The organism is Actinoallomurus sp. NPDC052274, assembly GCF_040679475.1.
In the GTDB taxonomy this organism is placed as follows: domain Bacteria; phylum Actinomycetota; class Actinomycetes; order Streptosporangiales; family Streptosporangiaceae; genus Actinoallomurus; species Actinoallomurus liliacearum.
On record NZ_JBFAUT010000006.1, the window covers coordinates 157,868 to 178,026 of the forward strand.

General features: G+C 70.2%; 21 protein-coding genes. 13 read left to right on the forward strand and 8 right to left on the reverse strand.

The window, feature by feature from the left end:
- Positions 1–2: 2 nt before the first annotated feature.
- A complete protein-coding gene (locus AB0K82_RS07770; RefSeq protein ID WP_364394069.1) occupies positions 3–1,052 on the reverse strand; it encodes a LacI family DNA-binding transcriptional regulator in 1,050 nt (349 codons plus the stop codon).
- 142 nt (positions 1,053–1,194) lie between these two features.
- Between AB0K82_RS07770 and AB0K82_RS07775 the strand changes: the two genes are divergently transcribed.
- From AB0K82_RS07775 to AB0K82_RS07810, 8 genes are read left to right on the forward strand one after another with little or no spacing between them, the layout of a single operon-like run.
- Positions 1,195–2,082, forward strand: coding sequence for a BtpA/SgcQ family protein (locus tag AB0K82_RS07775; protein WP_364394072.1), 888 nt, complete (start codon positions 1,195–1,197; stop codon positions 2,080–2,082).
- Positions 2,079–3,038, forward strand: a complete 960-nt coding sequence (locus AB0K82_RS07780; protein WP_364394074.1) for a carbohydrate kinase family protein — start codon at positions 2,079–2,081, stop codon at positions 3,036–3,038. The genes AB0K82_RS07775 and AB0K82_RS07780 overlap by 4 nt, the downstream gene beginning before the upstream one ends.
- A complete protein-coding gene (locus AB0K82_RS07785; protein ID WP_364394077.1) occupies positions 3,038–4,048 on the forward strand; it encodes a substrate-binding domain-containing protein in 1,011 nt (336 codons plus the stop codon). Before AB0K82_RS07780 ends, AB0K82_RS07785 begins: the two co-directional genes overlap by 1 nt.
- Positions 4,048–4,806 (forward strand): ATP-binding cassette domain-containing protein, encoded by a 759-nt coding sequence (locus AB0K82_RS07790; RefSeq protein ID WP_364394079.1) that lies wholly within the window; start codon positions 4,048–4,050, stop codon positions 4,804–4,806. The genes AB0K82_RS07785 and AB0K82_RS07790 overlap by 1 nt, the downstream gene beginning before the upstream one ends.
- A 1-nt stretch (position 4,807) precedes the next feature.
- The gene (locus AB0K82_RS07795; protein ID WP_345359327.1) at positions 4,808–5,824 is read left to right on the forward strand and encodes an ABC transporter permease; all 1,017 of its coding nucleotides are present in this window, start codon (positions 4,808–4,810) and stop codon (positions 5,822–5,824) included.
- Positions 5,821–6,864, forward strand: a complete 1,044-nt coding sequence (locus AB0K82_RS07800) for a phosphotriesterase-related protein (RefSeq protein ID WP_364394082.1) — start codon at positions 5,821–5,823, stop codon at positions 6,862–6,864. Before AB0K82_RS07795 ends, AB0K82_RS07800 begins: the two co-directional genes overlap by 4 nt.
- A 59-nt stretch (positions 6,865–6,923) precedes the next feature.
- Positions 6,924–7,670, forward strand: coding sequence for a glutamine amidotransferase (locus AB0K82_RS07805; RefSeq protein WP_364394085.1), 747 nt, complete (start codon positions 6,924–6,926; stop codon positions 7,668–7,670).
- 55 nt (positions 7,671–7,725) lie between these two features.
- Entirely contained in the window at positions 7,726–8,421 is a 696-nt protein-coding gene (locus AB0K82_RS07810; RefSeq protein ID WP_364394087.1) for a TenA family protein, read from the forward strand.
- Positions 8,422–8,444: 23 nt separating this feature from the next.
- On the opposite strand, the gene AB0K82_RS07815 is transcribed toward AB0K82_RS07810, so the two are convergent.
- Positions 8,445–9,320: an AraC family transcriptional regulator gene (locus tag AB0K82_RS07815; protein ID WP_364394089.1), complete on the reverse strand. Its 876-nt coding sequence runs from the start codon at positions 9,318–9,320 to the stop codon at positions 8,445–8,447.
- A gap of 127 nt (positions 9,321–9,447) precedes the next feature.
- Here AB0K82_RS07815 and AB0K82_RS07820 point away from each other — a divergent pair, with 127 nt between their 5' ends.
- Positions 9,448–10,263 carry a phytanoyl-CoA dioxygenase family protein gene (locus AB0K82_RS07820; protein WP_364394092.1) on the forward strand — a complete coding sequence of 272 codons (816 nt, stop codon included), beginning with the start codon at positions 9,448–9,450 and terminating at the stop codon, positions 10,261–10,263.
- 113 nt (positions 10,264–10,376) lie between these two features.
- On the opposite strand, the gene AB0K82_RS07825 is transcribed toward AB0K82_RS07820, so the two are convergent.
- Entirely contained in the window at positions 10,377–11,552 is a 1,176-nt protein-coding gene (locus AB0K82_RS07825; protein WP_364394095.1) for a low temperature requirement protein A, read from the reverse strand.
- 234 nt (positions 11,553–11,786) lie between these two features.
- Here AB0K82_RS07825 and AB0K82_RS07830 point away from each other — a divergent pair, with 234 nt between their 5' ends.
- Positions 11,787–12,539: an SDR family oxidoreductase gene (locus AB0K82_RS07830; RefSeq protein ID WP_364394097.1), complete on the forward strand. Its 753-nt coding sequence runs from the start codon at positions 11,787–11,789 to the stop codon at positions 12,537–12,539.
- Between the two features lie 146 nt (positions 12,540–12,685).
- Positions 12,686–12,928 carry a hypothetical protein gene (locus tag AB0K82_RS07835; RefSeq protein ID WP_364394099.1) on the forward strand — a complete coding sequence of 81 codons (243 nt, stop codon included), beginning with the start codon at positions 12,686–12,688 and terminating at the stop codon, positions 12,926–12,928.
- A 432-nt stretch (positions 12,929–13,360) separates the two neighbouring features.
- Here AB0K82_RS07835 and AB0K82_RS07840 read toward each other — a convergent pair whose 3' ends face one another.
- On the reverse strand, positions 13,361–13,897 hold the full coding sequence (locus AB0K82_RS07840) for a nuclear transport factor 2 family protein (protein ID WP_364394102.1): 537 nt from the start codon (positions 13,895–13,897) through the stop codon (positions 13,361–13,363).
- Entirely contained in the window at positions 13,827–14,783 is a 957-nt protein-coding gene (hemF, locus tag AB0K82_RS07845) for an oxygen-dependent coproporphyrinogen oxidase (RefSeq protein ID WP_364394104.1), read from the reverse strand. Before hemF ends, AB0K82_RS07840 begins: the two co-directional genes overlap by 71 nt.
- Before the next feature lie 196 nt (positions 14,784–14,979).
- On the opposite strand from hemF, the gene AB0K82_RS07850 reads away from it, so the two are divergent.
- The gene (locus AB0K82_RS07850) at positions 14,980–15,963 is read left to right on the forward strand and encodes an aldo/keto reductase (RefSeq protein ID WP_364394106.1); all 984 of its coding nucleotides are present in this window, start codon (positions 14,980–14,982) and stop codon (positions 15,961–15,963) included.
- Positions 15,964–15,988: 25 nt separating this feature from the next.
- On the opposite strand, the gene AB0K82_RS07855 is transcribed toward AB0K82_RS07850, so the two are convergent.
- The 3 genes from AB0K82_RS07855 to AB0K82_RS07865 all read right to left on the reverse strand — a co-directional run bounded on the left by AB0K82_RS07855 (position 15,989) and on the right by AB0K82_RS07865 (position 17,543).
- Positions 15,989–16,174 carry a GNAT family N-acetyltransferase gene (locus AB0K82_RS07855; RefSeq protein ID WP_364394108.1) on the reverse strand — a complete coding sequence of 62 codons (186 nt, stop codon included), beginning with the start codon at positions 16,172–16,174 and terminating at the stop codon, positions 15,989–15,991.
- A gap of 185 nt (positions 16,175–16,359) precedes the next feature.
- Positions 16,360–17,073, reverse strand: coding sequence for a trypsin-like serine protease (locus tag AB0K82_RS07860; protein ID WP_364394111.1), 714 nt, complete (start codon positions 17,071–17,073; stop codon positions 16,360–16,362).
- A gap of 128 nt (positions 17,074–17,201) precedes the next feature.
- Entirely contained in the window at positions 17,202–17,543 is a 342-nt protein-coding gene (locus AB0K82_RS07865; RefSeq protein WP_364394113.1) for a hypothetical protein, read from the reverse strand.
- A gap of 981 nt (positions 17,544–18,524) precedes the next feature.
- Here AB0K82_RS07865 and AB0K82_RS07870 point away from each other — a divergent pair.
- Positions 18,525–20,156, forward strand: a complete 1,632-nt coding sequence (locus tag AB0K82_RS07870) for an MFS transporter (protein ID WP_364394115.1) — start codon at positions 18,525–18,527, stop codon at positions 20,154–20,156.
- Positions 20,157–20,159 lie beyond the last annotated feature (3 nt).

Below are 20,159 nucleotides of genomic sequence, written 5' to 3' on the forward strand. Positions count from 1 at the left end.
GATCAGTGCTGGGCCCGCCGTCCCGGTCGGCGTGCCGCTCCGGCCCTGGTGCTGTCGCGCACCACGAGTGTCGGCACGAGAGCGATGCGGGCGGACGGGCCTCGGTCGGTGTCCGCTGCCCGGCTCGCCGCGGCCAGCAGCCGCACGGCCTCCTCGGCGATGCGGTCACGAGGCTGATCCACCGTGGTCAGCGCGGGCTCGCCGAGCCGCGAGAACTCGATGTTGTCGTACCCGGTCACCTGGATCTGGTCGGGGACCGCGATGCCGTACGCGCGGCAGGCGCGCGTGACCCCGAGAGCGATCAGGTCGTCGGCGCACACGATCGCGTCCGGCAGGTTCCCGGCGTCGACGAGGCGCGCCGCGGCGACCTCGCCCCAGTCGACGCTGTAGTCACCGAGGAAGACCTGATCAGCGCGGACGCTCATGCCCAGTTCCTCGGCGCGGCGCCGGAACCCGGCGAACCGCTGCTCGGTCGAGGAGTTGGTCATCAGGGAGCCGATGAAGGCCGCCGAACGCGCCCCACCCTCGTGGAGATGGTCCATGACCATGCGCATCGCGGCGACGTCGTCCACGCCCACCCAGTCGGTGTTGGTGCCGCCGACGAACCGGTCGAGCTGTACCAGCGGCAGCCGGTCCGCCGTCTCCTGGACCGCGGGGCCGCTCTCGGTGCCGTGGCTCGGGCTGACGATGATGCCGTCGACGTTGCGCGCCGCCAGCGAGGACAGCCGCCGAGCCTCGATCGCCGGGTCGGAGCGGGCATCGGAGAGGAACAGCTCCTTGCCCTCGCGTTCGAGCACATGCTCGACGCTCTCCACCAGCGAGGTGAAGAACGGATTGGAGATGCTCGGCACGACCATGCCCACGGTGTCGGTCCGGCTGTTGCGCAGTGCCCGCGCGATGGGGTTGACCTGGTAGCCCAGCTCCTCGGCCGCGCGCCGGACCCTGCGCTCCACCGCGGCCGAAACCGGCCCCTTGCCGGAGAGGACGCGGGACACCGTGGCCGTGGAGACGCCGGCGCGCTCGGAGACCTGGGCAATCGTGACGCGCTGCAATCGTTTACCTTCCCGATCCGCCCCCCGGTGAGAGCGTTGCTGATCAACAGCGACGAAGTTGAGTATAGACCCTTGACGTCCTGCGGATACGCCACCTACGGTTCAACCCAACTTCACTGCAATCGATTACACAAGGAGCGACATGGTGCGGGCCGCCGGAAGCGAGCAGGTACTGGGCGTGTTCCCTCCCAAGCCGAACGCGATCGAGGAGCTGTTCGGCACCCCGAAGGTCGTCATCGGCGTGATCCACCTGCCCCCTCTGCCGGGCAGCCCGCACTACGAGGGCGCCTCACTCGATGAGATCTCCGTGTTCGCGATCGAGGAGGCGCGGGCGTACCTGGAGGGCGGCTGCCACGGGCTCATCGTGGAGAACCACTGGGACATCCCGTTCCTCAAGCCGGGAGAACACGGCTACGAGACCGCGGCGGCGATGGCCGTGGTGACCGACCGGGTACGGCACGCGCTGCTGGAGAACGCCGGTGGCCGGCTGGGCGTCAGCATCCTGTCCAACGCCGCCGAGTGCTCGATCGCCTCCGCCTGGAGCGGTGGTGCCGGTTTCGTCCGGGTCAACCAGTGGGCCAACGCCTATGTCGCCAACGAGGGCATCATCGAGGGCCAGTCGGCGCACGCCACCCGCTATCGCAGCCGGATCGGCGCGGGCCCCGTCAAGGTCTTCGCCGACGTGCACGTCAAGCATGGCTCGCACTCGATCGTCGCCGATCGCACGCTGGCCGAGCAGACCGAGGACGCCGAGTTCTTCGGCGCCGACGTGCTGATCGCCACCGGGTCGCGGACCGGCGACGCGGCCGCGCTGGACGAGGTCGAGGGCATCGCCGCGAACACCACGCTCCCGGTCGTGATCGGCTCCGGCATCACCGCGGGCAACGTCGGCGGGCTGCTGCCCGCCTGCGACGGCGTGATCGTCGCGTCGTCGGTGAAGGAGAACGGCCGCTGGTGGGGGCGCGTCGACACGGCCAAGGTCCGTGAGCTGACCGCCGCGGCGGTCAAGGCGGGCGCGGTCCTTCGGTGATCGTCTTCTGCGGTTACGCCAACACCGACCTGACCGTCCGCGTCCCGGTGCTGCCGGGACCCGGCGACCGCGTGCAGGCCACAGGCGTCCAGTACGGCGAAGGCGGGATGGCGGCCAACGCGTCGGTGGCGGCGGCCAGGGTGGGGGCCGACGCGCGGTTCGCGGGTGTGGTCGGCACCGACCGGCTGAGCACGGCGTTCCTCAAGGCGCTCGAGGCCGAAGGCATCGGAACGGCCTGGACGTCCCGCACCGCCGCGCTCACCACGGCGGTCATCCTGCTCACCCCGGACGGCGAGCGCTCCGTCATCAGCCAGGACGACGCGGTGGACACCGATCACATCGCCGAGGTGGTCCGGGTCGCGCGTGAGGCGGGCGCAAGCTGGCTCTACCTCGACGGCTACCGCTTCCCCGAGGCGGCCACCGTGCTCGCCGGCCCGCCGGGGCCGCACGTGGTGGTGGATCTCGACGGCTGCGACGGGCCGGAGGCGATGCGTGCCGCCCTGTCGGCCGCCGACCACGCGATCGGCGGACGCGCGCAGGTCACCGAGTTCCTCGGCGACGACGACGCCCTGGTCAGGGCCGCCGTCGAACACCGGGTATACCTGGTGGTCACCGACGGTTCCCGGGGCTGGACGCTCCTGACGCCCGAAGGTGAACGCCACGACGGCGAGGCGATCAAGGTGACCACCGTCGACGCGACCGGCGCCGGGGACTGCTTCGCCGGCACCTACTGCGCCGAACTGGACCGGGGGACGTCTCCGCTGCAGGCGGCACTTTTCGCCGCCGTCGCGGCCGGCCTGTCGTGCACCCGGCCCGGTGCCCGCGACGGCCTCCCTCGCCGGGAGACCGTCAGCGCCTACCTCAACACCCATCCCGAATCGCGATCCGGCACGAAGAGCGGCCCCATCTCCGCTCACACACCGGGCCCGGCCCCCTCCCAGGGAGAGGAGACATGATGCGACGCACGGTGACGGCCGTGGTCTCGCTCGGCCTGCTGCTGACGACGGTCGGCTGTGACGCGGCGGCCAGGCGCGAGATCGCCGCGGAGAAGAGGGCCACCGAGCAGGGGCCGCCCCCACCCGCGAAGATCGCCCAGACCTGCAAGGTGAATGGTCACACGCCGAAGATCGGCATCGTCCCGATCAACCTCCAGGCGCTGTTCTTCAACCAGATCAACACCGGCGCGCAGCTGGTGGCGCGGAAGGCCGGCGCACAGGTGCAGATCGTCAACGGCAACGACGACTCCACCACCCAGGCCAACGCGATCGACGACCTCGTGGCCAACCACTACGACGCGATCATCGTCGACGCGGTCGACACCGAGGGCATCAAGCCCGCGATCCGGCGCGCCAAGGCGGCCGGAGTGCCGGTCGTCGCCGTGGACGCCACCGTCGACGACCCCGCGGTCGCCACCCAGGTCGGCACGGCCAACGCCCAGGGTGGGAAGCAACTCGGCGAGGCACTGCTCAAGATCACCGGCGGCCGCGGTGACATCGGTGTGGTCGGCGCCCTCAACAGCACGATCCAGAACGAGCGGCAGAAGGGCTTCACCGACGAGGTCACCGCCAAGGGCATGAAGATCAAGAACGTGGTCGACGGGCGCAACATCCAGGAGAACGCCCAGACCGCCGCCGAGAACCTGCTCACCGGCGCCCCGGACCTGAAATACGCCTACGCCACCGGCGAGCCGGCCCTCATCGGACTGGCCGCCGCGGTCGTCAGCCAGCAGCGCACCAAGGACCTCAAGGTCGTCGGGTGGGACCTGTCCTCCCAGGCGGTGGACGGACTGCGGGCCGGCTGGATCCTCGGCGTCGTGCAGCAGAACACGTTCGAGTTCGGCTACGACGCGATGAACGCGGCGATCGACCTGGCCTGCCACCGGACCGTACCCAAGGACATGCCGGTCCCGACCCAGATCGTCACCCCCGCCAACGTCCAGAACTACCTCTACTACCTGGAGAAGTGATGAGCGATACCTCGCTGGTCACCCTGAGAGGGATCACCAAGTCGTTCGGCCCGGTGCAGTCACTGCGAGGCGTCGACCTCACACTCGCCCCCGGAGAGGTCCTCGGCCTGGTCGGTGACAACGGCGCCGGGAAATCGACGCTGATGAAGGTTCTGGCCGGGGCCATCCAGCACGACTCCGGCCAGATCACCGTCAACGGCCGCGACGTCCGCTTCACCAGCCCCGCCGACGCGCGGCGCGAACGGATCGGCATCGTCTACCAGGACCTCGCCCTCTGCGACACCCTCGACGTCGCCAGCAACCTGTTCCTGGGCCGCGAACCGCGTATGGGGCCGTTCATCGACCGTAGGGCGATGCACGCGAAGGCCGCCGAGACCCTTTCGGAGCTGCACGTCCGCGTCAAGTCGACGTATCAGGAGATCGGCCGGCTGTCCGGCGGCCAGCGGCAGGCGGTGGCGATCGCGCGGGCCGTGTCGTTCCAGCCGCGCGTGCTGATCCTGGACGAGCCGACCGCGGCGCTGGCGGTCGCCGAGGTCCGCCAGGTCCTCAAGATGATCCGCGACGTCGCGAGCCAGGGCGTCGGGGTCATCCTCATCACCCACCGCCTGCAGGACCTCTTCGAGGTCTGCGACCGGATCACCGTGATGCATGAGGGCCGCAGCGTCGAGGACGAGCCGATCTCCGCGCTGGACATCGAACGGCTCGTCGGCATGATCACCCGTTCGGGCAACGGGTCCGACACCAAGGAGGTGGCCTGACATGAGTGTCGAGGCCGTGCCGGCCCCCACCGTGCGCGCCGAGACGCCCGGCCTGTGGGAACGTGCCAACAAGGCGACCCTGGCCATGGCCGGCGTCACCGTCGTGCTGTTCCTCTGTTTTGGGATCGCCGCGTCCAACTTCCTGACCTTCGGGAACATCTCGAACCTGGCCACTCAGGTGGCGATCACCCTGATCGTCGCGGTGGCCATGACCTTCGTGATCACTACCGGACAAATCGACCTGTCGGTCGGCTCCATCGTCGCGTTCGTCGCCACCCTCACCGCCGAGATGCTGCGTGCCGGCTGGGACTCCTCCCTGGTGATCATCGTGGCGCTGCTGGCCGGGCTCTTCTGGGGCGCCGTCAACGGCTGGTTGTCGGCGTACCAGAAGATCCCCCCGTTCATCGTCACCCTCGCCACCATGTCGGTGATCCGCGGCATCGCGCAGCTGTGGACGAAGGGGTTCTCCGTGCCGATCGACCGGCGGCTGTACGTCGCCAGAATCGGTGCGGCGAAGTTCCTCGGCTTCTCCGCGCTGGCCTGGATCGCGCTGGCCGCGGTCGTGCTCGGAGCGGTGCTGCTGTCCACGATGCGGTTCGGCAACTACGTCAACGGCATCGGCTCCCAGGAGGAGTCGGTCCGCCGCGCCGGCGTGAACACCGACCGGATCAAGATGATCACGCTGATGCTGGCCGGTCTGGCGGCCGGAGTGGCGGGTCTGCTCACCGCGGCCCGACTGGGCTCCGGCTCGGCCAACTCCGGGCAGGGCTTCGAGCTGACCGTGATCGCCGCGGTCGTCCTCGGCGGCACCAACCTGTTCGGCGGCCGGGGGACGATGGTCGGCACGATCATCGGAGCGGTCATCACCGGTGTGATCGCGAACGGCCTGACCCTGCTCGGCGTGAGCCCGTTCCTGACCCCGATCGTCACCGGCCTGGTGCTGCTCGTCGCGATCTGGATCAATCTGCGGGGCCGTACCTTCGCCGACCTGTTCGCCCACCTGACCCGCAGACCATGACCGGCACCACGGTGACCACGGTGACCGGGCCCGTGCCCAGCGCGGAGCTCGGCCTCACCCTCACCCACGAACACCTGCGCAACGACGTGCGCAAGGCGGTCACGGAGCCGGACGACCCGCGGCTGGGCTTCCTGCGCGACGCCCGGACCACCCCGGATCTGGCCTGGCTGCTGCGTGAGCAGCCGTACGCCTGCCTCGACCACTGCGTCCTGGACGACCTCGACGCGATGCTGGCCGACCTGCGCGCGTTCGCCTCCGCAGGCGGAGGCACGATCGTCGACGTCACACCGGGCGGGCTCGGCCGGGACCCGCTGGCGCTGCGTTCGCTCGCCGAGCGCAGCGGCCTGCGGATCGTCATGGGCTCCGGCTGGTACCTGCAGGCGCACCATCCGGCGCACCTGTCATCGGCCGGGGAACGCCGCCTCGCCAGGGAACTGGTGGCCGAGTTCACCGGCGGGGCCGACGGCACCGGGATCCTCCCGGGCGTCATCGGGGAGATCGGTGTGTCGCCGGACTTCACCGAGGACGAGCACACGGCGTTGCGCGCCGCCGCGCGCGCCCAGCGCGAGACCGGCGTTCCCCTTTACGTCCACCTGCCCGGCTGGCAGCGCCGGGCGCACGAGGTCCTCGACATCGTGCTGGGCGACTACGGGGTACCGCCCGGCGCCGTGGTGCTCTGCCACATGGACCCCTCGCACGATGACCCCGACTACCAGTACGCGGTCGCCGACCGTGGTGTCTGGCTCGAGTTCGACATGATCGGAATGCCGTTCCGGTATCCGGGAGAGGGACAGTCCCCGGCACCGCACGAGACCGCGCGCGCCGTCGCGCGGCTCATCGGCCGCGGGCACGGCGAACGCCTGCTGCTCAGCCACGACGTGTTCCTCAAGAGCATGCTCACCGCGTACGGCGGCAACGGCTTCCAGTACGTCCCCACGCTCTTCATCCCCAGGCTGGTCGAACACGGCATCGCCCCCGAGGCAGCCGAAGACCTTCTGCGCACCAACCCCGCCCGGCTGTTCGACCGTGCGGCGTCCTGACCGAGCGCCGGCCCTGACCGAGCGCCGGTCCTGAACGACAGAAAGAAGGAGTACCCACAGTGAGCCGCGTACTGATCGCAGGCGAGAGCTGGATCACCCATTCCATCCACGTCAAGGGGGTCGACTCGTTCACCACCAGTGCGTACGCCGAGGGCGTCGGGCCGCTGCGCCGGGCTCTGGAGAGCCGTGGACACGAAGTCGTGCACCTGCCCGGCCACCTGGTGCCCGCGCAGTTCCCGGATGACGCCGCCGCGCTCGCCGAGTACGACGTGGTCGTGCTCTCCGACATCGGCGCGAACTCTCTGCAGCTCTCTCCCGAGGTGTTCGAGCGGGCACGGCCGGGCGCCGACCGGATCGCCGCGCTACGCGGCTGGGTCGGCGACGGCGGTGGCCTGCTGATGGTCGGCGGCTATCTCTCCTTCACCGGTTTCGAGGCCAAGGCCGCCTACCGCAACACGGTGCTGCACGAGGTGCTGCCGGTCGAACTGCTCCCCGAGGACGACCGCGTCGAACTGCCCGCGGGCGCGCGTCCGCAGGTCACCGGCGCGGGCCACCCCGCGCTCGGCGGAGTCACCGGCGACTGGCCGCCGCTCCTGGGCTACAACCGCGTCCGGCCCCGGCCCGGCGCGCAGATCCTGGCCACGCTCAACGACGACCCCCTGGTCGCCGTCGGCGAGCATCTCTCGGGGCGTGCGGCCGTGTTCACCTCCGACTGCTCGCCGCACTGGGCGCCGACGTCCTTCTGCGAGGAGTGGGACGGCTACGCCGGTCTGTTCGGCGGCCTCATCGAGTGGCTCGCCCAGTGAGCGAGCGGGGGGAGGGCACCATGCCTTCGGTCACCTCCGCGCCGGAGGAGGGCTCGTGACCGAGCGGAGTCGGCGGCTCGACGAGCGTAGCGCTCACTCGCCCGACGGGGTCACGAGCCGATCCCGGCGCCTGCTCGACTCGTGCGCCGAGACCATGGAACGGGCGCTCGGCATGCGGTTCGTCGAGGAGGTCACCGCCGGCACGATCGGCGACGCGGCCTACGCCGACTACCTGGCGATCGAGGAGGGCTTCGTCGAGACGGCCACCCGCCTGCACGGCCTGGCCGTGTGGGACGCCCCGGACCGTACGGCGATCGAGCGCAACGCGCGGGCGGTCCACGCGCTGACGACCGAACAGGCGGACTACTTCCGCGCGGCCCGCGCCGCCTGGCCCGCCCCGGCCGGCCCCGACGCGGTCGGCCGAGCGGCCGTGCTGTCGGAGTTCGCGCTGGCCGCCGCGCGTGAGGGCGGGTACCCGGCGGTGATGACCGTACTGTTCGCCGCGGAGAGCCTGTATTCCACCTGGTGCACCCGCGCGCACGAGCGGGGCGACGTGCCGTCCGGGCCGATCGGCGAGTGGGTGTCCCTCCACGCCGACGAGGAGTTCCGCGCCGGCGTGGACGCGCTCGCGGCACAGGTCGACGCGTTGCCCGCCGACATCCCGGACGAACGCCTCGCCCGCTGGTTCACCGGAATGCTCGAGGCCGAGATCGCCTTCCACGACGCGGTGTTCCGCCACGAATCCGGGTGAGGCCGACGTGGCTCACGCCCGCGTCAGCCGCCGGGACGGAACCGGGCGCGGTACGCGGCCGGGCTGAGCGCGAAGAAGTGCCGGAACCGGCGGCTGGCGTAGTTGGGGTCGTGCCAGCCGACGAGCCTTCCGATCGCCGCGACGGGCAGGTCGGTCTCGATGAGGAGTGCCGCGGCGCGTTCGGCGCGTAGCCTGCCCAGACAGGTCATGGGCGGGATGCCGAGCTGCGCGGTGAACAGGCGTGCCAGGTAGGCGGGCGACACGTTCACGGCGGAGGCGAGGTCGTCCAGGTTCCAGGCGCGCTGGACGTCGTTCTCCAGCAGTTGCGCCGCGGCCACCACGGCGGGGTGGCCGCGGTCGGTCCGCTCACCGGTGGGGTCGGGGGAGAGGGATGCCGCCGAGCCGCCCAGCAGGCAGAGCAGCATCCCCGCCCGTACGGCATAGGCCGGTCCAGGGTGGGCGGTCGGGCGGGGTCGACCTGCGATCTCGGCCAGGCCGGTTTCGACGACGCGCAGCGCGGCGGGGTCGAGCCGAAGCGGGTGGCCGGAGTGGTGGCCGGACCGGCCGGCGGTGTGCAGGAGGCGGCCAAGGTACGGGTCGGCGCGTATCCAGGCCAGATCGCGCCGGAACACCTCCGGTCCGACGTACACGTTGTAGACGATCAGCCGGTGACAGTGGCGATAGCCGTGCCAGTCGCCCGGGCGAAGCATCGTGACCGAGCCGCGGTCCAGGTCCCGTTCGCCCGCGGCCGTGACGTGCGTGGCGGTGCCGCCGATGACCACGGCCAGCTCGATGAAGTCATGGCTGTGAGCGGAGGTGTCGCTCCGCAGCTCGAACCGCTCGGCGACGATGGGCGGCCCGCCCGGCGGGAAGACCTCCGCCAACCGCACGCGATGCATCGAGCCTCTCTTCGACGGGTGCTCGTCAAGATTGTGCTACAGCTTGCGGGCTCTCGTGCTGGCCGAGAGGTCCGGAGATGGCGACAGTTGTCGAAACGGCGATTCCCAGAAGGCGAGGAAGACGCGCATGACTGTCGCTGCCGAAAGCCCACGTACCACGCCGGAGAGCCTTTCCGAGGAGGCCGTGTCGGCGTACCGCCGTGATGGTTTCGTCCATCTGCCCGGAGTCATCTCCCGGGCGGACGCGGCCAGGTTCGCCGACGCGGCGCTGGCGGCCCGGACCACCGTCCGGGACCATCACGACGGGATGATCTTCACGCAGTTGCTCCAGCTGTGGCGTCACGACGGGACGCTGCGCGAGCTGACCCTGAACCCGGATCTGGCGGCCATCGCGGCCCGGCTGGCGGGGATCCCGCTGCGGTTGTGGCACGACCAGCTGCTGATCAAGGAGCCGCGCAACGGGGCCGCGACCGAGTTCCACCAGGACCAGCCGTACTGGCCGCACGCCGGCTCACGGCACGCGCTCTCGGCCTGGATAGCGCTGGTGGACGTGCCGGTCGACCGCGGCTGCATGACCTTCATCCCGGGCTCCCAGCACCTGGAGGGCCTGCGGTCGCAGGATCTGTCCGACCACACCGACATGTTCACCGTGGCGCCCGGGTTGCAGTGGGAGCAGCGCGTCACCGTTCCCCTGCCCGCGGGCGACTGCACGTTCCACGACTCCCGTCTGGCGCACAGCGCCACACCCAACCTCACCGGCGACCCTCGTATCGCCCACGTCATCATCTATGTGGACGCGGACCTGACCCTGGCGGCCGAACCCGCCCATCCCGTCACCGACCCGCTCGGCCTGACCGCAGGCGGGCCGCTGCCCGACGAGCATTTCCCGCCCTTTGCCGACCACGCCTTCGCGCGGCGGGATCGGGCTGAAGAGGGCTCCTGACAGCCGACCGGCAGGGACCGTTCCCGCGTAGGCGGGGACGGTCCCTGCTTGGACGGCCTCACCGTCCGTCACCGGTGTAGCGGGGATGGTCGGCCGTTCTCAGGTGCCGAACGTCACGGGGTCCGAGCCTCGCGGTCGGCTTTGGGGAGGATGGTGACGGCGGTCATCAGGACGCAGACGCCTGCGATCGCCGCGATGACGGCGGCCACTCCGGTCCGCGGCGCCGCGAACGGCAGAAGCAGGACGGCGGTGGCGGCGGACAGCACCGCGGCCGGCTGGATGACGGGTTCGGCGATGAGCGGCGTGTGGACGAGCCAGTGCAGGACGACGAACGTCGCGGCGGGGATCGCCACGGCGTAGCAGATGGCGAGGGGAGAGGCATCGAGGTCGTGCCCGGTCTGCTCGACCGCGACTTCGAGGCCGGCGCCGAGAGCCGCGAGGGCGGCGAAGATGCCGTAGTGGCCGTATCCCCACAGGTAGGACCGGTCGCGCCGGTCGTTGAGACCTTCGCCGGCCGGGGCGAGGAAGTAGAGCCACCAGAGGGCGAACAGCAGGACGAGGCCCGAAACGGCGATGACGACGAGGGGACCGCTGAGCTCGGCCGCTTCGAGCGCCCGGTCGACTCCGTTGGACGTGGCCAGGACGCTCTCGCCGAAGAGGATGATCGTGAACAGGCCGTAGCGTTCGGCGATGTGGTGCGGGTGCCAGTTGGTGGGCGTGGTCCGTTCCGCCCACCGCGGCACCGCCAGCTCCAGAACCGCCAGGGTGATGAAGGACGGCAACTGGGCCGGTGACGTCAGGTTGCCCGTCTCGGCGAGAGCGAGACGCAGAATCCAGCCCACCTGGAGGACGGAGATGCCGCCGGCGTAGCGCAGCGCGGTACGGCGGCCTGCGGAGTCCGCGGCACCGGCCCGCAGCCACTGGGCGATGAGAGCGAACCTCATGATGAGGTAGCCGAGCGTCACGGCGCCGTAGTCGGAATGGTCGGCTGCGGCAGGCACACCCGCGGCCAGCACCAGCACGCCGGCCATCTGCACCATGGTCAGCAGCCGGTAGGGGACGTCGTCGGTGTCGTACGACGACGCGAACCAGGTGAAGTTCATCCACGCCCACCACACCGCGAAGAAGACCTGGAGGAACGAGGCGATCCCGGCCAGGGCGTGCCCGTCGACGACGTCGTGGGCGAACCGGTCGGTGACGGCCGCGACGGCCACCACGAAGGTGAGATCGAACAACAGCTCGAGCGGGCTCGAGGTGCGGTGCGGCTCGTCGACCGCGCGCGGGGTCATTCGGACCCGGATCCGGTACCTGGTGTCTGTCGGCGGCACGCCTTGCTCCCGTCGCTCCATACGTCCGTCCCGCTGACAAAGACCGGGCAGCGCCCTCTCCGGTGACAGCTCGGGCCGAATGACCCGCGACTCTAAAGATTTCTCGCCCGCGTTGTCACATCCCGGACGGGTGGCCTGTCTTAGCTGGCGACCGGATGGCGCACGGAGCGCCCCGGCGGACAGGAGGGCTTGTCAATGAAGATCGTGGTAGTCGGCGGTACCGGCCTGATCGGGTCGAAGCTCGTGACGAAGCTCGGCGAGCACGGCCACGAGGCGGTTCCGGCCTCGCCGAACACCGGCGTCAACACGCTCACCGGCGAAGGGCTGGCCGAGGTCCTGGACGGCGCGTCCGTGGTGATCGATGTGTCCAATTCCCCGTCCTTCGAGGATGCGGCGGTGCTGGAGTTCTTCCAGACCTCCACCGGCAATCTGCTGGCGGCGGAGGAGAAGGCCGGGGTGGGCCACCATGTCGCGCTGTCGGTGGTGGGCACCGAACGGCGGCCCGACATCGGCTACTTCCGGGCGAAGGTCGCTCAGGAGAAGCTGATCAAGGAGTCGTCGATCCCCTTCTCGATCGTGCATGCGACGCAGTTCTTCGAGTTCGCCAGGCGGATCGCCGACGAGGCCGCCGACGGCGACACGGTGCGGATGCCGCCGGTGCTGTTCCAGCCCATCGCGGGGGAGGAGGTCGCGCAGACGGTCGGCCGGACCGCGGTGGGGTCGCCGCTGAACGGGCGGATCGACATCGCCGGTCCCGAGCGGTTCCGGATGGACGAGTTCTTCCGCGGTGCCCTGGCGGCCTGGGGTGACCCGCGTGAGGTCGTCACCGATCCGCATGCGCACTACTTCGGCGCCGAGATGCGGGAGAGCGATCTGGTGCCGGGCGACGGCGCGACCCTCGGCGAGGTCAAGTACGCCGACTGGCTGAAGAGCGACGCCGGCAAGTAGTGCCCGACTCGCCCCGCCCCGCCCTCACGAGCCAGAGAGGTTGGTCCATGTCCGGCACTGATCCGAATGCCAGATCGTCCGCGTGGCAGATGGCGCTCACCACGATCCAGGAGGTCGAGCCGCTCCAGGCCACAGGTGGAGGAGAGATGAGCAAGCCGACCGGCGACGACGACTTCGGGATCGGACTCGAGGCCGAAATCGAGGCGGAACTGACCATGGCACAGTCGAGCCGTCCGGAGGATTCCGCCGGACTGCCGGCCTCGGAGTGGCTGTTCGACCCCACCGACGTCGAGCGTGAAGAGGTCGAGCTCCGCACCCTCCTCGGTGCGGTCGAGGGGCTGGAAGGCGACTCCCGTTCACGCCGACGCGGCACCGGCGAAGGCACCTGAGCCGCCGCGCCGAGGACGCGGCCGTGGCGAGCCCACTTTCGACATGGGCGATCGGGCTGGAACACGCGACCCTGCCGCCGTGCCTTCGGGCTCCTACCGGCGGAAGGCCGATGCGGCCCCGGCCCCCGGCCCCGGCCCCCGGCCGGGGCAGCCTCGACCGACCCGTCGAGCGCGTCGTCCAGGCCATCCGCCGGGTCACCACCTCCAGACCGGGGGCGGCCAGGGGCCGGGCCAGCGCCGCCAGGCCGGACCTGCCGGGCCGTGGTCCGCCCGCCGCCTCCGCGTCGTACGGTCCCGGTGGCCAGGACGTCGTGCCGCTCGCCGGCGACACGGGCCCGCTCTGCCGGGGCGGTGACCACGCCTCGAACCGGTCCGGCACGGCCACGACCGGATCAGGCGGCGTTCCCGGCGGTCGGGGTCGGCCACGGGCCGTCAGGCCGTGGGGCGCTCGGCGGCGTTGAGGCGATAGTGGGCGCGCTCGGCGTCGGGGATCGGGAACGAGCTGTGCACCCACATCTGGTCCACCGCGCAGGCGGTCATCCGCCACACGCCGTTCTCCTTGCGGAAGCGGTCGACGCGTACGCCTTCGCCGGCGATGATCGGGCGTTGCGGTCCGCCGGCGTCCTCGCCGACGAGCACGCCGAGCAGGTACGACAGTGCTACGGCGGTGCCGTCCTCCTCGCCGTAGACGGTCGGGTTGAGGCTTGCGTGACGCAGCCCGTCGTTGATCGGCAGCTTCTCGCGCAGCAGTGCCAACGCCGCGTCCCGGCCCTCTCGGTAACCCCAGACGTGGTCCAGGACGAAGTCGTCGGTGAGCATGCCGGCCAGCGCGTCGAAGTTGCGCGCGTCGAAGCACCACTCGAAACGGGCGACGAGGTTGAGGCAGGCCAACTGGTCATCAGCGCTCAGGCTGGTCTGAATCTTCTCCCAAGAGCCGAAGTATCCGTTCGGAACGATCGACGAGATCACGTTTTCCTCCTCTGTACTGCTGTTGCACGACGATGCTGGCAGCGAGCGGGGAGGGGGCGACAGTGCCGCTGTCACGGATCGCATGTGAAGAACGCACAGTCTCGGACAGGACCTCGGACCAGCGGCGCGTCCCTCTGTCATAGACGAGGTTGAACTCGGCGTACCGTCCCCGCCGCCGCAACTGCCAGGCACGTTGCCGCTCGCCGTACGGCATCGGGCAGCGGCGGTCGAGTATCGGCAGGTAGGCGGGCAGGATGGTGGCGAGGCCGTCCTCGACGAGGGCGAGGCACCGGTCGAACCCCGCCGGGCCCTGCTCGGACAGGTGGTCGAAGAACACTCCGCCGATGCCGCGCATCTCTCCACGGTGGGAAATGGTGAAGTAGTCGTCGCAGGCCGCCTTCCACTCGGCGTACCGGCTGGGCGGATGGCGGTCGCACCACGCCTTGAGCGTCGTGTGGAAATGGACGGCGTCAGCCTCGAAGCCGTATGCCGGCGTCAGGTCGCAGCCGCCGCCGAACCACCGTTCCTCCGCGCCACCGTCGGTCACGCCGAAGAATCGAAAGTTCGCGTGGAACGACGGCGCGTACGGGTTGAGCGGGTGCAACACCATCGAGATCCCCGTGGCGGTGAACGGCCGCCCGTCGGTGCCCGGGACCGTATCGGCGATCGTGGGCGGCACCCGGTCGCCGTGGACGAGTGAGACGTTCACTCCGGCGCGTTCGAAGATGCGCCCCCGCTCCAGCACGCATGCACGGCCGCCACCGAGCCCGGACCGGTTCCACTCCCGGACGCGGAACCGTCCGTCCTGGTCATAACGCTCGAACTCGGCGACCAGCCGGGACTGCTCGGCGCGCAGCATCTCGGCGATGCCCGTGGCATGGCTCATCGGACCTCCTGGGGATTCGCAGGCGACATTGCTCAGACGCGCCACGGCGTCCGCCGGTGTCGCGGCGGTGTGCCGTCCGTGGGATCTCGCCCGGCCGCCCGCCCGCGCCGGGCCGAAAAACCGGTTGGATACGCGGGTCCGGCGCCGCGACACTCTGTGTGTCGCATGGGGACGCCGTACGGGGGAGACCGACCGGATGAGGACGACACGGCTGGGGCGCAGCACGGTGGAGGTCACGGAGCTGGGCTTCGGCGGCGGGCCTCTCGGCGGCCTCTTCGCACCACTGGACGACGAAACCGCCACCAACACGCTCGAGGCGGCCTGGAGTTGTGGCATCCGCTACTTCGACACCTCGCCGCACTACGGCATCGGGCACTCGGAGCGCCGAACCGGTGAGTTCCTCCGGAGCATGCCCCGAGGCGGTTTCACCCTCTCGACCAAGGTCGGACGGCTCCTCGTGGAGCAGGACCCTGCCGGACGCCGGGACGAGTCGTTCCACGTGCCGGCCACGCACCGCCGGGTGTGGGACTTCTCCCGCGACGGTGTCCTGCGCAGTGTCGAGGACTCCGTGAGCCGTATGGGCGTGGACCGCATCGACGTGCTGTTCCTGCATGACGCGGAGCAGCATTTTGAGGACGCGCTGCGCGACGGGTACCCGGCGCTGGCGGAGCTGCGTTCCCAGGGCGTGGTGGGCGCCGTCGGGGCGGGCATGTACCACCCCGGCATGCTGACCAGGCTGGTCGAGGAGACCGATGTCGATGTGGTGATGCTCTCCGGCCGCTACACACTGCTGGACCACAGCGCGCTCGACGACCTGCTGCCGGCGTGCACCGCACGCGGCGTGTCGGTGCTGGCTGCCTCGATCTTCAACTCCGGCCTGCTCGCCACACCCCGCCCCGCCGAGGGAGCGCCCTTCGACTATGCCCCCGTCTCGCCGGAGATCCTGCGGCGGGCACGTCGGATCGCGGCCGTGTGCGAGGCACACGGTGTGACCCTTCCCCAAGCGGCGATGGCGTTCCCCCTGCTGCATCCGGCGGTCGCCGGCATCGTGGTCGGCATGCGCTCACCGGACGAGGTACGGGACAACATCGCCGCGTACCGGGCGGAGGTGCCGGGCCGGATGTGGGCCGATCTGGTCGCGGCGGGCCTTCTCGACGAGCGGGCGCCCGTACGGGCCTGAACGGCCCGCCGCTCCGCGCTCGCGGTTACCACGGGGCGTGAGCGCACAGGGCGGCGGCCGGCTCGCGGACCGTGAACACATCCAGCGGGTCCTCGGTCTCCACGGTGAAACCGCGGCGCTCGTACAGCCGACGGGCCCGGCTGCCCTGGAGCACGTTCAGCCGCATCCGGGCGCCGTCGCCGTCGCATCGCTCCAGCAACATGCGCAGCACGGCCGATCCGACCCGCTGCCCCGGTTCGACGTGCCAGTGCTCCAGCCGGTGAGGGCCGTGCGCGGGGCACAGCGCTACGCATCCGGCCAGGGGACCGCTGAGATGGGGAGAAGATGCCGTAGCCGCCTCCCGCGAAGTCGGCTCGGATCGACGACACGGGGCCGGCCTCGGGGTTGCGCTCCGCGCTATCGCTTCGTGACTTTGTGGATCCAGGCGAGTTGCTGGGCGATCTCCCCGGCCCCGGCGATCTTCTCTCGGTCGGAGCCGTAGAAGACGCCGAGCAGGGTCTCCTTGCCGTGTGCGCCGATGCTCATCACCGGGGCCCCAGAGTCGCCGCCGGCGGGAATCCCGGACACCTTCTCCATGCAGAAGTCCGTGCCGCCCGGTACGGCGTAGCCCTCGCAGCGGCGGGCGTCCGGCCGTAGGACCCGCAGCGTCGACTGCTTGAGCACGGGCGACTGACAGGTGTTCTCATCGGCGGTGCAGGTGGCGCCCCACCCGTACTGCCGCACGATCTCACCGGGGTGGACATGGGCCGTGGCCAGGCGAACCGGGCGGATCTTCATCGGCGAGACCTTGATGAGCATCATGTCGGCGCGCGCGTTCCCCGCCCGCTTGCCCACCGGGCGGACAGTGGTGCCCTTACGCATGTCGAGGTTGCCGACCCGGAACGAGATCCGCTTGTCGGCGACCGCCTGCCCCTGCTCGAAGAAGCAGTGCGAGGCGCTGATCACCCACTGCTTCGTGACCGCCGTCCCGGTGCACACCGGTTTGCCGTCGATGAGCATGCGCACCGCCCATGGGCCGTAAGTGCTCTTCGACCCGCCGATGACAGCCGAGGCCGGCCCCGACACCATCACCGATCCCGTTACCAGCAGCAACGCAGACACCAACAGCACACGAACGCGACGCACCATCCGGAACAGCTCCTCTCGGGGCAGGGCCTTACCGGTGGTGTAGATACGCCGTCAGAGCAAAAAGTTTCCGAGTCTTGAAGGCCAGCGCACGGCGGGGACCGCGGGGGCGGCTACGGGAGGTCTTCCACGGGAAGCGGCGGGACCGCCTCAGATGCCGGGAATGAGACCTTCGTCAGTGCGGATTTGGTGTGGGCGAAGACCCACACGTTGTCCGGCCCCGACGCGGCGATCCAGTCGAGTTCGACGGGCTGGGACGTCTGCGGAAGGCTCTGCTCACGCCAACTGCGCCCGTCGAAGTGCAGCAGCGGAACGGAACCGTTGATCGACACGTCGCGCCGCCCGTACGCCCACGCCTCGGTCGCCCCGGCGGCCACGACGCGCTGCGGCGTCTGGTCGGTCCGGCCGATATAGGAGTAGTTCCAACCCGGACCGCGAACCGGCCGAGGCGTCACGATGTCGCCGGATCGCGACGGCGCCTTCGCAGTGCCGGTCGAGCATCCGGCCCCGGCCGCCGCCACAGCAACCAACCCGGCGACGAGTAAGCGGCGTACGTCCATGCCGACAACCTATGAATGGGACCTCCGCCGTTCGGCCGGTCCGCTCTTTTGATCCCCTGCCGTGTACGAGGACCCCCATGCCCTTCGCGGTGATCGCGGCAGCACGCTGCCACCGGCAGCACGACACAAGCCTGAAGCCCCGCCTTTCCAGAAGAGAAGCAGGGCTCCTGACCTGCACTTTCATGCGGTGGGCGGTACTGGGATTGAACCAGCGGCCTCTACCGTGTCAAATGTCGTCCCGATCAAGGCCTGACCTGCGATTTTTCGAAATGTCGCAGGTCGGTGTCGTCCAATGGCGCACGTTGACGCCGGTTGAGGACGGTTCGGGAATGGCGTGTGCTCCCGGTACTCCCCGTTCCCGACGGGAGCATGGGAGCAAAAATTGGGGGAGCGGCCGCATGGCCGCGACGCGGGGCAACCCCGTAAGGTCATCCTCTTCCTCTCCATGTGTGTGCCGGCGATTTCCGTTCCGCTGACCGTGGTGAATTCCAATCCCGCCATTCAAAAATACGCCGGGAAGAACGTTCAGCCTGCTGAACCGACAGGCCGAAGGGGTCGTCCGCACGGGGTAGTCGTCTGGATACGCTGCAGCTCCCGGCAACGGGCTCCGGGAGCGCCTGCGCGGCGGCGGCACCTCACCATCGCGAGGTCAAACAGCAGGACCAGGAATTGACAAGGCGGTTGGCGGTATGCCCACGGAAGCGCACTAAACCGCCGGTCCGCTCACATCTTCAAGAATTGACAGAGTGCTTGGCGGCATGCCCTCGGGAGCACCGAAGAATCGCCGACCGTTATCGGTCCCCGGGGAATTGACACACGCCTGATGGCTGCCTACAGTCCGCTTGTCAGTTTTCCAGAGCGCACCCAAAGGTATTCATGGCTACATCCACGTTGCCGAAGTCCAGGCAGCAGTTGATTCTCACCGTTCTCATGATGTGTTCGCTGCTGATCTGGCTGGACAACACCGTCCTGAGTACCACCCTGGAGACCCTCGCGGACCCGGTCCGTGGGCTGAACGCCGGCCCGGCCGAGCTGCAATGGGCCACCGGCTCGTACACGCTGGCCTTCGCCACCTTGATGTTCACCGCGGGTGCGCTGGGCGACCGCTTCGGCCACCGGGCCGTGCTCGCGACGGGCCTGGTGGTCTTCGCCGCGTCCTCGGTGTGGGCGGCGTACGCGGGCGGCGCGGGGCAGTTGATCGCCGCGCGGGCGGCGATGGGCGTCGGCAGCGCGCTGATCATGCCGGCCGACCTGGCCATCCTCATGTGGACGTTCACCGGCGCGGCGCGATCGACCGCGATCGCCATCTTCTCGACCTCCGCCGGTGTCGGCATGGCCGTGGGCCCGGTGCTCGCCGGTGTGCTGCTCGACCACTTCTGGTGGGGCTCGGTCTTCCTGGTCAACGTCCCGGTTGTGGTCCTCGCGCTGATCGGCATCGCCCTGCTGGTCCCGAACTTCCGCAGCCCCGCCGTGCGACCGCTGGACCCGGCCGGGATGCTGCTGTCCATCACCGGTCTCGCGGCGCCCGCCTACGGACTGATCCGCGCGGGTCAGGTGGCGGCCTGGGGCCGCACGGACGTCTGGGCGCCGATCGTCGTCGGACTGATTCTGCTGGCCGTGTTCGTCCGCGTCGAACTGCGCACCAAGATGCCGAGCTTTGATCCCCGGCTGCTCGCCCAGCGCGCGTTCGGCGGCGGCAACGTGGCGCTCGGCCTGCTCCTGTTCGCCGTGTCCGCGGTCACCTTCTACAACGCGTTCTACCTGCAGGGCGTGCGCGGCTACTCGCCGATCGAGGCGGGCCTGGCCAGCCTCCCGACCGCGCTCGGCGCGATCTTCGGCGCGCCCGTCGGCACCCGCCTGGTGCACCGCTGGTCGCTGCGGCTCGTCGCCGTGCCGGCGCTGATCGTCGCGGCGCTGACCATGGGCGCGTACGGGCTCTTCGGACTGGGCACGCCCCTCGTCTGGATCGAGGTCGTGCTGCTGGTCCAGGGCCTGTCCATCGGCATAGTGATCGGCCCGGTGACCGCGGCGCTGATCAGCACCCTGCCGCTGGAGCGGGCCGGTGCCGGGTCGGCCGTCACCAACACCGTGCGCCAGACCGGCAGTGTGATCGGTATCGCCGTCGGCGGCACGATCATGTCGATCGTGTACCGACGCGCGATCGAGCCGTCGCTGGACGGTGTCCCCGGACCGGTACGGGAGCAGGCGCGGGTCTCCGCCGAACAGGCGCGGCACGTCGCCACCACGTCCCACCTGCCCGCGCTCGGGCACGCCGCCGACAACGCGTTCGTCCACGCCATGCATGTCGGCGCGGTCTGGATCATGTTCGTCGCGCTCTTCGGCGCGGCCGTGCTGCTGCTCGCCCTGCGCTCGGTCCGCAAGCCCGCGGCTGCCGGGGGCGCGCCGGAGCCCGCGCGGGACGGCGGCCCGACCGCGGACGAGACGGCCCCCCGGGCCGGTGCCGAGGACCTGACCGCCCGCGAGGGCGCCGACGTTGGCACCCGCTGACGC